Source organism: Desulfuromonadales bacterium (assembly GCA_035620395.1).
Taxonomy (GTDB): domain Bacteria; phylum Desulfobacterota; class Desulfuromonadia; order Desulfuromonadales; family DASPGW01; genus DASPGW01.
Genome location: DASPGW010000206.1, coordinates 1 through 13,059, shown reverse-complemented (window position 1 = coordinate 13,059; position 13,059 = coordinate 1). Strand labels below are relative to the sequence as shown.

9 protein-coding genes and 2 riboswitches are annotated in these 13,059 nt (G+C 62.9%); of the genes, 6 read left to right on the top strand and 3 right to left on the bottom strand.

Translation table 11 applies throughout. The features are described 5' to 3' along the window. The first annotated feature begins 106 nt into the window (after positions 1-106). From cysN to VD811_11320, 5 genes are all read left to right on the top strand, one after another. On the top strand, positions 107-1,993 hold the full coding sequence (gene cysN, locus VD811_11340) for a sulfate adenylyltransferase subunit CysN (GenBank protein ID HXV21566.1): 1,887 nt from the start codon (positions 107-109) through the stop codon (positions 1,991-1,993). 109 nt (positions 1,994-2,102) lie between these two features. After that, positions 2,103-3,059: a cysteine synthase A gene (cysK, locus tag VD811_11335; GenBank protein ID HXV21565.1), complete on the top strand. Its 957-nt coding sequence runs from the start codon at positions 2,103-2,105 to the stop codon at positions 3,057-3,059. A 105-nt stretch (positions 3,060-3,164) separates the two neighbouring features. Then, positions 3,165-3,278: riboswitch (SAM riboswitch) on the top strand. A gap of 111 nt (positions 3,279-3,389) precedes the next feature. After that, a complete protein-coding gene (locus tag VD811_11330; protein ID HXV21564.1) occupies positions 3,390-4,541 on the top strand; it encodes a PLP-dependent aspartate aminotransferase family protein in 1,152 nt (383 codons plus the stop codon). Between the two features lie 95 nt (positions 4,542-4,636). Continuing rightward, the gene (locus tag VD811_11325; GenBank protein ID HXV21563.1) at positions 4,637-5,782 is read left to right on the top strand and encodes a PLP-dependent aspartate aminotransferase family protein; all 1,146 of its coding nucleotides are present in this window, start codon (positions 4,637-4,639) and stop codon (positions 5,780-5,782) included. 102 nt (positions 5,783-5,884) lie between these two features. Next, positions 5,885-6,006: riboswitch (SAM riboswitch) on the top strand. Positions 6,007-6,104: 98 nt separating this feature from the next. Further along, positions 6,105-7,220, top strand: coding sequence for a homoserine O-acetyltransferase (locus VD811_11320; protein ID HXV21562.1), 1,116 nt, complete (start codon positions 6,105-6,107; stop codon positions 7,218-7,220). An 86-nt stretch (positions 7,221-7,306) separates the two neighbouring features. On the opposite strand, the gene VD811_11315 is transcribed toward VD811_11320, so the two are convergent. From VD811_11315 to mnmH, 3 genes are all read right to left on the bottom strand, one after another. After that, on the bottom strand, positions 7,307-7,480 hold the full coding sequence (locus tag VD811_11315) for a hypothetical protein (GenBank protein ID HXV21561.1): 174 nt from the start codon (positions 7,478-7,480) through the stop codon (positions 7,307-7,309). A gap of 126 nt (positions 7,481-7,606) precedes the next feature. Continuing rightward, positions 7,607-10,057: an EAL domain-containing protein gene (locus VD811_11310; protein ID HXV21560.1), complete on the bottom strand. Its 2,451-nt coding sequence runs from the start codon at positions 10,055-10,057 to the stop codon at positions 7,607-7,609. 164 nt (positions 10,058-10,221) lie between these two features. Further along, a complete protein-coding gene (gene mnmH, locus VD811_11305) occupies positions 10,222-11,301 on the bottom strand; it encodes a tRNA 2-selenouridine(34) synthase MnmH (protein ID HXV21559.1) in 1,080 nt (359 codons plus the stop codon). A 257-nt stretch (positions 11,302-11,558) separates the two neighbouring features. Here mnmH and radA point away from each other — a divergent pair, with 257 nt between their 5' ends. Next, entirely contained in the window at positions 11,559-12,911 is a 1,353-nt protein-coding gene (radA, locus tag VD811_11300) for a DNA repair protein RadA (protein ID HXV21558.1), read from the top strand. The last annotated feature ends 148 nt before the right edge of the window (positions 12,912-13,059 follow it).

Below are 13,059 nucleotides of genomic sequence, written 5' to 3'. Positions count from 1 at the left end.
GAGGGATGAAGGATGAATAATGAAATTTGAAACATCAGAAGACGAACAACTGAAGCCGGCTTTCTTCATAATTCATCCTTCATAATTCATAATTCGAGGTTTAGATATGGCTCACCAATCCGATTTGATCGCTCAGGACATCCTGGCCTATCTCAAGACCCAGGAAGAAAAGTCGATGCTGCGTTTCATCACCTGCGGCAGCGTCGACGACGGCAAGAGCACCCTCATCGGCCGACTTCTCTGGGATTCCAAGATGGTCTTCGAGGACCAGTTGGCGGCACTGGAGGCCGACAGCAAACGCGTCGGCACCCAGGGGGAAAACATCGACTATGCCCTGCTCCTCGACGGCCTGCAGGCCGAGCGCGAACAGGGGATCACCATCGACGTCGCCTATCGCTTTTTCTCCACCGACAAGCGCAAGTTCATCGTCGCCGACACCCCCGGCCACGAGCAGTACACCCGCAACATGGTCACCGGCGCCTCCACCGCCCAGGTCGCCGTCATCCTCATCGACGCCCGCAAGGGGGTGCTGACCCAGACCCGGCGGCACAGCTACCTGGTCTCCCTGGTCGGCATCCGCCACGTGGTTCTGGCCATCAACAAGATGGACCTGGTCGACTACAGCACCGAGCGCTTCGAGGCGATCCGCCGGGAGTACGAGGCTTTCGCCGCCGGACTCGGCTTCGACCAGATTGCCGCCATCCCCATCTCCGCCCTGAATGGCGACAATGTCCTGACGCGCAGCGAGAAGACCTCCTGGCACCAGGGACCGACCCTGATGGAATACCTCGAAACCGTCCAGGTGGCCGATGCCGCCGGCCAGAAGCCGTTCCGCATGCGGGTACAGTGGGTCAACCGCCCCAATCTCGACTTCCGCGGCTTCTGCGGCACCATCGCCTCGGGGATGGTGCACCCCGGCGACGAAGTGGTCGTCTGCTCTTCCGGACAGACCAGCCGCATCGCCCGCATCGTCACCATGGACGGCGACCTGTCCCGGGCCGTCGCCGGCCAGGCCGTGACCCTGACCCTGACCGACGAGATCGACATCAGCCGCGGCGACACCCTCGCCAGCCCGGAGGAGCGGCCCTACCACTCCGACCGCCTGGAGGCCAAGGTGGTCTGGCTGCACGAAGAGCCCCTGCTGCCGGGGCGCAGTTACCTGCTCAAGGCCGGCTCTTCTACCGCCCCCGCCCAGGTGGCCGAACTCAAGTTCAAGGTGAACGTCAACACCCTGCAGCAGGAAGCGGGCAAAACCCTTCAGCTCAACGAGGTGGGAATCTGCAGCCTCAGCCTCGGCAAGCCGATCAGCTTCGACTCCTACCGGGAGAACCGCGGCACCGGCAACTTCATCCTCATCGACCGCCTCACCAACGCCACCGTCGGCGCCGGGATGATTCACCAGCCCCTGCTGCAGCCGGGCAGCGGTCACTGGCAGAGCCTCGACCTCGACAAAAAGTCCCGGGCTGAACTCAAGGGGCAGAAACCGCGCGTTCTCTGGTTCACCGGCCTGCCCGGAGCGGGCAAGTCGACCATTGCCAATCTGGTCGAGAAGAAACTCCACTCCCTCGGTCGCCACACCTACCTCCTGGACGGCGACAACCTGCGCCAGGGGCTCAGCTGCGACCTCGACTTCAGCGACGCCGGCCAGGTCGAACACATCCGCCGGGTCGCCGAAGTCGCCAGACTCTTCCTCGATGCCGGGCTGATCGTGCTGGCCTCCGTCACCTCGCCGTTCCGGAGCGAGCGGCGAACTGCCCGCGAAATCCTCGAACCGGGTGAATTCGTGGAGATTTTCGTCGACACCCCGCTTCCGGTCTGCGAAGAGCGCGACACCACCGGACTTTACCGGAAGGCCCGCGCCGGAGAGATCAGGAACGTCGCCGGCATCGATTTAGCTTATGAAGTACCCGAGAATCCGGAGATCACCGTCAACGGCGCCCAGACTTCCGCCGAGGTCCTCGCGGAGCAGATTGTCCGGGAACTTTACGGGTAAGACCAGGTTTTTCTGGTAGCCTTGATCAGTTGCGTCAGGCCTGAAACCTTGAGTGCGTTCGAAACAGGACTGCAGCATATTTTCTCATCCATGCGAAAGGAGCACCAACATGGCCCAGATCTTCACCGACAACTCCCTCTCCATCGGCCGCACCCCTCTGGTTCGGCTCAACCACCTCGCCCCCAAGGGCGGAGCGACCATCCTGGCCAAGGTCGAGGGACGCAATCCCGCCTATTCGGTCAAATGCCGGATTGGCGCCTCGATGATCTGGGATGCCGAAAAGAAGGGCTTGCTGACCCCCGGCAAGGAAATCGTCGAGCCGACCAGCGGCAACACAGGAATCGCCCTCGCCTTTGTCGCCGCCGCCCGGGGCATCCCTCTCACCCTGACCATGCCGGAAACGATGAGCATCGAGCGGCGCAAGGTTCTCAAGGCTTTCGGCGCCAACCTGATTCTCACGCCGGGGGCCAAGGGAATGTCCGGCGCGATCGCCGCGGCCGAGGAGCTGGCGGCCTCCGACCCGAACAAATACGTGCTGCTGCACCAGTTCAAGAACCCGGCCAACCCGGCCATCCACGAGCAGACCACCGGACCCGAGATATGGAATGATACCGACGGCCAGATCGACGTCCTCGTCTCCGGCGTGGGGACCGGCGGCACCATCTCCGGCATCTCCCGCTACATCAAGAACACCCGCGGGAAGAAGATCATTTCGGTGGCGGTGGAACCTGCCGACAGCCCGGTGATCAGCCAGAAACTCGCCGGCGCCGAGCTCAAGCCCGGCCCGCACAAGATCCAGGGGATCGGCGCCGGCTTCATCCCCGACACCCTCGACCTCTCGGTCGTCGACCGGGTGGAGCAGGTGAGCAACGACGAAGCCCTCGACTTCGCCCGCCGCCTGGCCAAGGAAGAAGGTATCCTCTCGGGAATCTCCTGCGGCGCCGCCGCTGCCGTGGCCGCCCGACTGGCGGCACAACCTGAATTTGCCGGCAAGAACATCGTCGTCATTCTTCCGGACTCCGGTGAGCGCTACCTTACCAGCGTATTGTTCGAGGGGATCGTCTGAGCTGGCAACCGTGGTTCGGACGAATGCGGTAGGCGATAAAAACCATTGACAATAAAAATTTGTTTTCCTATAGTTGTGGTCAAGAAAAAATCATACACAGCATCGTCTTTATCAAGAGTGGCGGAGGGACAGGCCCTGCGAAGCCACAGCAACCGATCCGCACGGCGCGGATGCCAGGTGCTAATTCCTGCTCCGGAATTTTCCGGGGGAAGATGAGGACGGAGCTTCGAAGGACTGGATTCGACATATCCTGACTCCCCTCGAAGCCCCTTCTCATCCCCACGAGAAGGGGCTTTGTTTTTGCCCCGGACAAATCCAAGGGGGATGACCATGGATCAGAAAACGCAACTTTCACTGGCCAGCCGCATCGTGCAGATCGGCGTCGGCCGCGACGAGAAAACCGGGGCGATCAGCTTTCCCATCTACCCCAGCGCCACCTACCGCCACCCCGGGGTGGGAGAAAGCACCGGCTTCGACTACACCCGCTCGGGCAACCCGACCCGGCAGATGCTGGAGGAAGGGCTCGCTCTGCTCGAGGGGGGGAGCCGTGGCCTCGCCTTTTCCTCTGGGATGGCGGCGCTGACCACTCTCTTCCTGCACTTTTCCGCCGGCGACCATCTGGTCGTCTCCGAAGACCTCTACGGCGGCACCTACCGGGTGCTGGCCCAGGTCTTCGCCAAGCTGGGGCTGACCGCCACCTACGTCGACACGACGAAAACCGCAGCGGTGGCGGACGCCGTTAACCCGCAGACGAAGGCCATCCTGGTGGAGACGCCGGGCAATCCCCTGCTTGGCGTCGCCGACCTGACGGCGCTTGCCGACCTCTGCCGGCAGCGCAAGCTTCTGTTCATCGTCGACAACACCTTCCTCACCCCGCTGCTGCAGCGGCCGCTGGACCTCGGCGCCGACGTCGTGATACACTCGGCGACCAAGTACCTCAGCGGACACAACGACCTCTGTGCCGGCGCCCTGGTTGCCAGAGACCCGGCCCTCGGCGAACGCCTCTACTTCCTGCAGAACTCCACCGGCGCCATCCTCCCGCCGCAGGACTGCTGGCTGCTGATCCGCAGCCTCAAGACCCTGGCGTTGCGCATGGAGCGCCACTGCCAGAGCGCTCTCACGGTCGCCCGCTGGCTGAAGACGCAGCCGAAGGTGACCGCCGTCTACTATCCGGGGCTGGAAGACCACCCCGGCCACGAACTGTCGAAGACGCAGGCAAAGGGGTTCGGCGGCATGCTCTCCTTTCGCGTCGAAAGCCCCGAAGTGGCCCGGGCGGCACTGAAGAAGCTGTGCCTGATCTCCTTTGCCGAAAGCCTCGGCGGTGTCGAATCGCTCATGACCCTGCCGGCGGTGCAAACGCACGGCGACATCCCCAAGGAGGAGCGGGAGCGTCTCGGCATCAGCGAGTCCCTCCTGCGCCTCTCGGTGGGAATCGAGGACGTGAACGACATCATCGCCGACCTGGAACAGGCTCTGAGTTGATAAAATTATAGGTTTCATAGGTCTTATTAGTCCCATGGGACCCATAGGATCTATAAGACCCATAGGATCTATAAAAGGCCAAAAGGACTTTCACCATGACTGACAAGAAAATGCGCCCAGCCACCCTGCTGGTTCACCAGGGCCGCGACCGCGACCCGGCCACCGGCGCCGCCGTCGTCCCCATCTACACCGCCTCGACCTACCACCACGCGGAAGGGAAGCCAGGCGAGTACGACTATTCCCGCAGCGGCAATCCGAGTCGCGACCAGGTGGAAGAAGCGATCGCCCTGCTTGAAGGAGGATGTCGTGGTTTCGCCTATGCCTCGGGGATGGCGGCCATCGGCAGCGCCCTCTCGCTGCTCAAAAGCGGCGACCACCTGGTCGCCCCGGACGATCTCTACGGCGGCTCCTGGCGCTACCTGGCGGCGGTGCTGCCGCAACTGGGGATCGAGGCCAGCTTCGTCGACCAGACCGATCTCGCCGTCGTCGAGGCCGCCATCCGCCCCAACACCCGGGCGCTCTTTCTCGAGACTCCCTCCAATCCGCTGTTCAAGATCGTCGACCTGCGGGCGATGGTTACTCTCGCCCGCCGACGGGGCCTGCTCACCCTGCTCGACAACACCTTCATGACGCCGCTCTTGCAGCGCCCGCTCGATCTGGGCGTCGACGTCGTCATCCACAGTGCCACCAAGTTCCTCGGCGGCCACTCGGACCTGCTGGCCGGCCTGGTCACCACTGCCGATCCCGACCTGGCCAAGCGCCTGAAGTTCTTCCAGAACGCCTTCGGCGCCGTCCTCTCCCCCTTTGACTCCTTCCTCCTCTCGCGCGGGATCAAGACTCTTAAGGTGCGACTGGAAGCGGCCCAGCAAGGGGCCCAACTGCTTGCCGAGCGACTGCAGGCGCACCCGGCGGTGGCCAGGGTCTACTATCCCGGCCTCGCCGACTTTGCCGGGCGCGAGCGGCACTTTGCCCAGGCGAGCGGCGCCGGCGCCGTCCTCTCCTTGGAACTGCAGGAGAAGGAGCAGGTGACGCGCCTGCTGCGGACCATCCAGTTGCCGATCATCGCCCCGAGCCTCGGCGGCGTGGAAACCATTCTCACCCACTGCTGGTCGATGTCGCACGCCGCCATCCCCGCCGAAACCAAGCTCAGCCTCGGCATCCGCGAGACGCTGGTGCGCATCTCCGTCGGCATCGAAGACCCCCAGGACCTCTGGGAGGATCTGGTGGCAGGATTGGCGTAGGGGCAATTCATGCATTGCCCCTGCAACCGCAGGCTGTTAAATCCGTTTGACAACCCGGCGACTTTCCATTAAAGTCCGTCATTACAAATCAATAGCGCATCGTCTTTATCGAGAGTGGTGGAGGGAAAGGCCCTGTGAAACCACAGCAACCGATCCGCATGGCGCGGGTGTCAGGTGCTAATTCCTGCCCGCCGAAGCTTCAGCGAAGGAGGGCAAGATGAGGACGGAGCCCGAACGATACGCCGCCTCAATTCATCGTATCCGAAGGCCCCTTCCCATCGCCGTGGGAAGGGGCCTTTTTGATTTTGCAGAGGGTGGACAGTTGAGCGAATCCGTTGGCATCGTCAAAACCGAATACGCCGAATTCGACGTCGAACTGCAGCTTGAGAGCGGTCGACTGCTGGGCCCTCTCACCCTCGCCTACGAGACCTACGGCAGCCTCGACGCCAGCCGCTCCAATGCCATTCTGGTCTGCCACGCCTGGACCGGCGACGCTCACGCCGCCGGCCGCAACAACGAGGACGACCGCAAGCCGGGCTGGTGGGACGACATGATCGGTCCCGGCAAACTCCTCGACACCGAACGCTATTTCGTTATCTGTTCCAACGTCATCGGTTCCTGCAGGGGGTCGACCGGTCCGACCAGTCTCAACCCGCGCACCGGCAAACCCTACAACCTCTCCTTTCCGGTTCTCATGGTGCGCGACATGGTCCGGGCGCAGAAACTGCTCATCGACCGCCTCGGCCTCGACCGGCTGCTTGCGGTCATCGGCGGCAGCATGGGAGCGATGCAGGCTTTGGAGTGGGCGGTTCTCTATCCGGAGGCCGTCCGTTCGATCATCCCCATCGCCGGCACCGGCCGCACCTCGCCGATGGCCATTTCTCTCAACGCCCTGGCCCGGCAGGCGATATTCAACGACCCGATGTGGAAGAAGGGGAACTACCGGCCCGACCATCCCCCCGCCGACGGACTGGCCCTGGCCAGAGCCATCGGCCACATTTCCTTTCTTTCCGACGTCTCCATGCATCTCAAGTTCGGCCGGCGCTTCTCGGCGCGGGACGGGATGTTCGACTTCTTCGGCCAGTTCGAGGTCGAACGCTACCTCGAATACAATGGCGCCAACTTCGTCGAGCGCTTCGACACCAACGCCTTCCTCTACCTGGCCAAGGCGCTCGACCTCTACGACGTCGGCTGGAACTTCGACAGCCGCGAGGAGGCGCTCTCGCGCCTTGCCTGCCCGTCGCTCTGGTTCGCCTTCACCTCCGACTGGCTCTACCCCCCCTGCCAGACCGAGGAGGTGGTCACCGCGCTGCGTCAACTCGGCAAGCCGGTCGAATACCACCTCATCGACTCCGACTACGGCCACGACTCCTTCCTCGTCGAACCGGAAAAATTCATCCCCTTTGTGGTCGACTTCCTCGGCCGGATTCAGCAATAAAGAAAGGCGGAACCGCTTTCGGTTTCGCCTTCATTATTTGCAGGAAAATCGCCGCTGGCCGCACCGATGGCCCGGTGCGCCATCCGCTATCTTTTCTTGCCGAACAGCTCTAACTGGTCGAACCGGTGTTCGACAATCTTGAAGGGCCGGGGGAGATAGCGCGGGCAATCGACGAGCACGGCTGGAGGCGGCTGCTTGCAGTGGCGCAGACACTTGCCGCAGAGGGCGTTACAGGCAAGGTTTCGGGGGGACTTGGCCAAGGCTCGATCCTTCTGAGGAAGGGAACAGACTTTTTATTATCGCCGCATCCAGAGGCAAAAGTAAAGAATACGGTTTGCAGAGGGCGGATCCCACACCTGCCTGTCCCGGCACCACACCCCGCTGTCTCAGCTCCGGGCCAGGAAGCGTTCAATCTCGGCAGCCGGCGACGGCATGCCTGCCACATACCCTTGCACCTCGTCGCACCCCTGCTCACGCAGGATCACCCGCTGATCCTCAGTCTCGACTCCCTCGGCAATGGTCTTCATCTTCAGGCTACGCGCCATGGCAATGATCGCCTTGACGATGGCGGCATCCTCGGCATTGACGAACATGTTCTTTACAAATGAGTAGTCGATCTTCAGTGTGTCGACCGGAAAACGCTTCAGGTAACTCAGCGAGGAGTAGCCGGTGCCGAAGTCGTCGAGGGCAATGGTGATCCCCATTGTCTTGAACTTCCGCAGAGTATCGAGCGCCCGGTCGGTGTCCAGCATCAAGGCGCTCTCGGTGATCTCCAGTTCCAGAGCCTCCGCCGGCAACCCGGTCTCCGTCAGCACCCGGCGGACCACGTCGACCAAGGCCCTGTCGCGGAACTGGTTGGCCGAGAGGTTGACCGCCACCCGCGTCGGCATGAAACCCTGTTGCCGCCAGTCCCGGTTCTGGGCACAAGCCAGACGCAATACCTGCTCGCCGAGGGGGACGATCAGGCCAGTCTCCTCGGCCAGGGGGATGAACTGCAGCGGCGGGACCAGTCCCCGGTCCGGATGCTGCCAGCGGACCAGCGCTTCGAGGCCGGTCAGCTTGCCGCTCTGGCAGTCGAACTTGGCCTGATAATGCAGAAGGAACTCGCGGCGCTCCAGTGCCCGGCGCAAGCCGGTCTTGAGCAGCAGTCGCTCGTTTGCCCGGAAGTTCATTTCGGCGGAGAAGAACTGGTAGCAGTTCTTCCCCTGCTGCTTGGCAAAGGACATGGCGATTCCGGCCTTTTTGGTCAGATCCTCCCCCACCTCGGCATCGTCGGGATAGAGTGCCAGACCGATACTGGCAGTGAGATAAAATTCTTTTCCTTCCAGGGCAAACGGTTTGTTCAGGGCATCGAGGATACGCTGCGCCACCAGGGCGCCGCTCTCGTTGCGGTTCAGTTCGCGCAGGATAACGGCGAATTCGTCGCTGCCGAGGCGGGCGACCGAATCGCTCTTGCGCACCCGACTCGCCACGCGGCTCGCTACCATCTGCAGCACCAGGTCGCCGGCGTGATAGCCAAGAGTGTCGTTGATCTCCTTGAAGTTGTCGATATCCAGAGAAAGGACGCCAACCACACCGGTGTTGCGCACGGCCTGGATCAGAGCCTGATCCAGGCGGTCATGGAAGAGGATGCGGTTAGGCAGGGCAGTGAGGAGATCGAACTGGGTCAGCTGTTGCAGGCGCTGTTCGGTTTCGCGCAATTTTGAGATGTCGGAGGCGACCGTCACGTAATAGGAGATCGCTTCCTTTTCGTTCCTGACCGTACTGATGGCCACCAGGGCCGGAAAGGTTTCCCCATCCTTGCGCCGGTTCCACAGTTCTCCCTGCCAGCGACCATGCTGATCCAGCCTTTCCATGATTTGGCGGAAGAAGTGCTTGTCGTGGTGGCTTAATTGGTGAACGCGGATGTCGCTGCCAATCAACTCCTGACGGGAGAAGCCGGTCAGCTGACAACAGGCGGGGTTGACGTCGATAATTGCGAAAGCGGCGTCAGTGATCATGATCATCTCGCTGCTGTGGTCGAAGACCTTGCCGGCCAGCAGCAGCTTTTCCTCGAACAGTTTACGCTCGGTGATATCCTGTACCGTTCCCGTCAGCCGCTTGGACCGACGCAAGGGATCGATGCGGACTTCCATCTGGGTTTGGACATGCCGGACGTCGCCTCCCGGCAACAGGATACGGTGATCAAGTTGGCAGGAAACGCCCCCAGATAGAGCCTCACCAAGGGCATTCTCGACCCGCCTGCGGTCCTCCGGGTGCACCCCATCGAGCAGCAGAGCCAGGCCGGCGGAAGCCTCGGCAGACGGCGTCCCGAACACCCGCAAGGCCTCAGCCGAGCAGTGCACTTCGCCAGATTCCGCGTCCCATTCCCAGTTTCCCAGGCGAGCGATGCGCTGGGCGACCGCCAGTCGCTCCTCCTTCTGCCGCAATTCTTCGAAAAGCCGGCTTGCCCGCAGTACGTAGCGCAGATGATGCCGCAGCAGAGAGCCGTTGACCGGCTTGGGCAGATAGTCGGTAGCGCCAGCGGCGTATGCACGATTGATCGTTCCCGCATCCTCCAGGGAGGTCACCATCAATATCGGCAGGTGCTTGCTCTCCGGTAGCCGCCGCAACTCGGCGCAGGTTTCAAAACCGTCCATCCCCGGCATGACAATATCGAGTAAGATGACATCCGGTGGCGTCTGACGCACCATCTGCAGTGCCCCCAGACCGCTGGCCGCCTCGGACACGGAGTAGCCGCTTTCTTCCAGCAGTTCACGCAGGGTGGCACGCATGAACCGTTCGTCATCGACGATCAGCGCCCGTACCGGCTCCCGCCGGCTTGCTCCTTTATTCATAATCCCCCGCTGTCCTGCGAAATTCCGTGATTCGTAACGGGCAAGACCTGAAACTACCCGCCCGCTCGCACTGCTCGCACAAGACGCAAAGCTCGCAAAAAGGTTCCAAAAAAAACAATTTTCCGGATTTTCTTCGTGCCTTTGGCGCCATTGCGGTGAAAGGCTTAGTTTTCATCACTTTCGTGGCGGGCCGCCGGTCTCTTCTCGGCCAGCACCTGGTCGATGGCGGTCTTCAGACGGACGATACCCTGCTCTTCCGGCTCGATGTCGATCTCGATGCGCCGCTCTGGCCGGGTGTGCCGGTAGAGGGGGTCGTAGTAGAGGACCATCAGGTCGCGTACCAGCGCCTCCCACTCCCCCTGCTCGAGCAGGCCGAGCAGGCGGTCGACCGTCTCGCCGCCCAGTCGCGGACGCAGGGCCTTGAGCGGTCGCACGAAGGCGGCCCGCAGGCCGTCGAGGGCGGGGTAGTCGTCAAGGATGATCCGTGTCCGATAGTCGAGGGAGGCATTGATCCAGAGGGTGGCTTCAATCTGCAACGCCTCGTAAACCTGCGGCGGCAGCACCAGCCGGCCGATGTGCTTGCTCTCCCCCTCGGCCAGCGCGTAGCTGCCGGGGGGAATTCGTCGCAATTCGTCCCAAAGGTACGCCTCGAAGCGCTTCTGGCCCGGCTGCGGCTCCAGGCCGAGAGCGCCGAAGGCGCTTCCCCGGTGGCTCGCCAGCCCCTCCAGGTCGAGGACCGGATAACCCTCGGCCCGCAGACGCAGCAGCAGCCTGGTTTTACCGACCCCGGTCAGGCCGCGCAGCACCAGCAGCCGCCCCCACTCCCCACGCTCGAAGAACTCCCGCACCTGGCTGCGGAAGGCCTTGTGGCCGCCGACCAGCTGGCGCGCCGGGATGCCAGCCAGATCGAGGAAGGTGGTCAGCGCCCGGCTGCGCATGCCGCCGCGCCAGCAGAATACCACCACCGGCGGCCGGCACCCGGCAAGAGCCGTCTCTACCTGCGCCACCATCGCCGGAATCTTCGGCGCCACCAACTCCATCGCCAGACGCTTGGCGGCCCCCTTCCCCAGCCGCTTGTAGAGTGTCCCCACCCGCACCCGCTCCTCGTCATCAAAGATCGGCACGTTGACCGCGCCAGGAATGGTCGCCTCAGCGTATTCGGCGGGGGTGCGGGCATCGATCAGCAGGGCACCCTTGTCACGCAGGGCGAGAGCTTTTGCGAGCGAGATGGAGAGGTCGGTCATGGGTTCGCTGTCGGTGAAATGTTCGAAAACGGACGAAAGTCAGCACGGTTATACCGGAAATAAAGCGCCGGCACAAGCTCTGGCTGCAACCTTTTCGCGCTACAGAATCCAGACCTGAACTGCTGGCAGCACGAGAAAGATATGGCCGTCGAAAAACCCCGATCCGACGATGCGGGTAAGCCGGGTGGGGGATGTTCGTTGACACCCCTGAACGTAGCGCATAGAATGGACACCTTCATTCTGGCGCCGGGGGGATTTTGAAGCAGAAAACCGTCTATACCTGTCAGCAGTGCGGCATGCAAAGCCCCAAGTGGCTAGGCAAATGCCCCGACTGCAACCAGTGGAACACTCTGGTCGAGGAGCAGCAGCCGGTCCTCCGCGGGCGGGGCGGGGGGATACCGTCGGCGGCCCGCCCGCAGCGCCTGGCTGAAGTAGCTTCGACCGAGGAGGACCGCTTGTGCTGCGGCATCGCCGAGCTCGACCGGGTGCTGGGCGGCGGCGTTGTTCCCGGTTCCTTCATTCTGATCGGGGGCGACCCCGGCATCGGCAAGTCGACCCTGCTGCTGCAGGCCGCCGACCGACTGGCCCGCTGTGGCCCCATCCTCTACGTCACCGCCGAGGAATCGGTACGCCAGGTGAAACTGCGCGGAGAGCGCCTCGGGGTAAGCGCCGATCCGCTCTACCTGCTGGCCGAAACCTCCCTTGAGACGATTTTCGAACGGGTGAAGGAGCTCAAGCCCGCCTTCCTCGTGGTCGACTCCATCCAGACGATCTTCACCGGGTCGCTCGAATCGGCGCCCGGCTCGGTGAGCCAAGTGCGCGAATGCGCCGGACGCCTGATGCATCTGGCCAAGGGAGAGGGCATTCCCACATTCATCGTCGGACACGTCACCAAGGACGGCGCCATTGCCGGCCCGCGCGTGCTGGAACACATGGTCGACACCGTCCTCTACTTCGAGGGCGACCCCGGCCACCCCTACCGCATTTTGCGGGCGGTCAAGAACCGCTTCGGCTCGACCAACGAGATCGGAGTCTTCGAGATGAAAGAGGCGGGGCTGGCCGAGGTGGCCAACCCCTCCGAGCTGTTCCTCGCCGAGCGCCCGGAAGGGGCGGCCGGCAGCGCCGTCGTCCCGTCCCTGGAGGGGAGCCGGCCTATCCTGGTAGAGCTGCAGGCGCTGGTTTCCGGGGCATCCTTCGGCACCCCGCGGCGAACCACCATGGGGATCGACCACGGCCGGGTATCCCTGCTGGTGGCGGTACTTGAGAAAAAGGTCGGGCTCTCGCTGCTCGCCCAGGACATCTTTCTCAATGTCGCCGGCGGCGTACGTCTTGACGAGCCGGCCGTCGACCTCGGGGTGGTGGCGGCCCTTGCCTCCAGCCACCTGAGCAGGCCGATTCCGCAGCGCACCATCCTGTTCGGCGAGGTCGGGCTCGCCGGCGAAGTGCGGGCCGTCTCCCGCCCCGAACTGCGGATCAAGGAGGCGGCGAGGCTCGGCTTCGACCGTTGCTTTCTGCCGGCCGGCAACCTGAAGAGTCTGGAGGCGCCGGCAGGGATGGAGTTGGTCGGTGTGCGCAGCGCCGCCGAGGCACTGGAAGGCGTGTTTGAGTAAAGCCTGATGGGACCAATGGGACATATTTGACCCATAGATCCCCTGAGTTCGATTGGTCTCACACAGATTCTCGCTCTGGAGAAAGTCGATGAATGAAGACAAACTGACCCATTTCGATAAAGACGGCAAGGCGATCATGGTCGAAGTC

Bases quoted from the DNA above. Each gene is read 5' to 3' on its own strand.
- cysN (HXV21566.1), top strand. From the start codon at position 107: ATGGCTCACCAATCCGATTTGATCGCTCAGGACATCCTGGCCTATCTC.
- cysK (HXV21565.1), top strand. From the start codon at position 2,103: ATGGCCCAGATCTTCACCGACAACTCCCTCTCCATCGGCCGCACCCCT.
- VD811_11330 (HXV21564.1), top strand. From the start codon at position 3,390: ATGGATCAGAAAACGCAACTTTCACTGGCCAGCCGCATCGTGCAGATC.
- VD811_11325 (HXV21563.1), top strand. From the start codon at position 4,637: ATGACTGACAAGAAAATGCGCCCAGCCACCCTGCTGGTTCACCAGGGC.
- VD811_11310 (HXV21560.1), bottom strand. From the start codon at position 10,057: ATGAATAAAGGAGCAAGCCGGCGGGAGCCGGTACGGGCGCTGATCGTC.
- mnmH (HXV21559.1), bottom strand. From the start codon at position 11,301: ATGACCGACCTCTCCATCTCGCTCGCAAAAGCTCTCGCCCTGCGTGAC.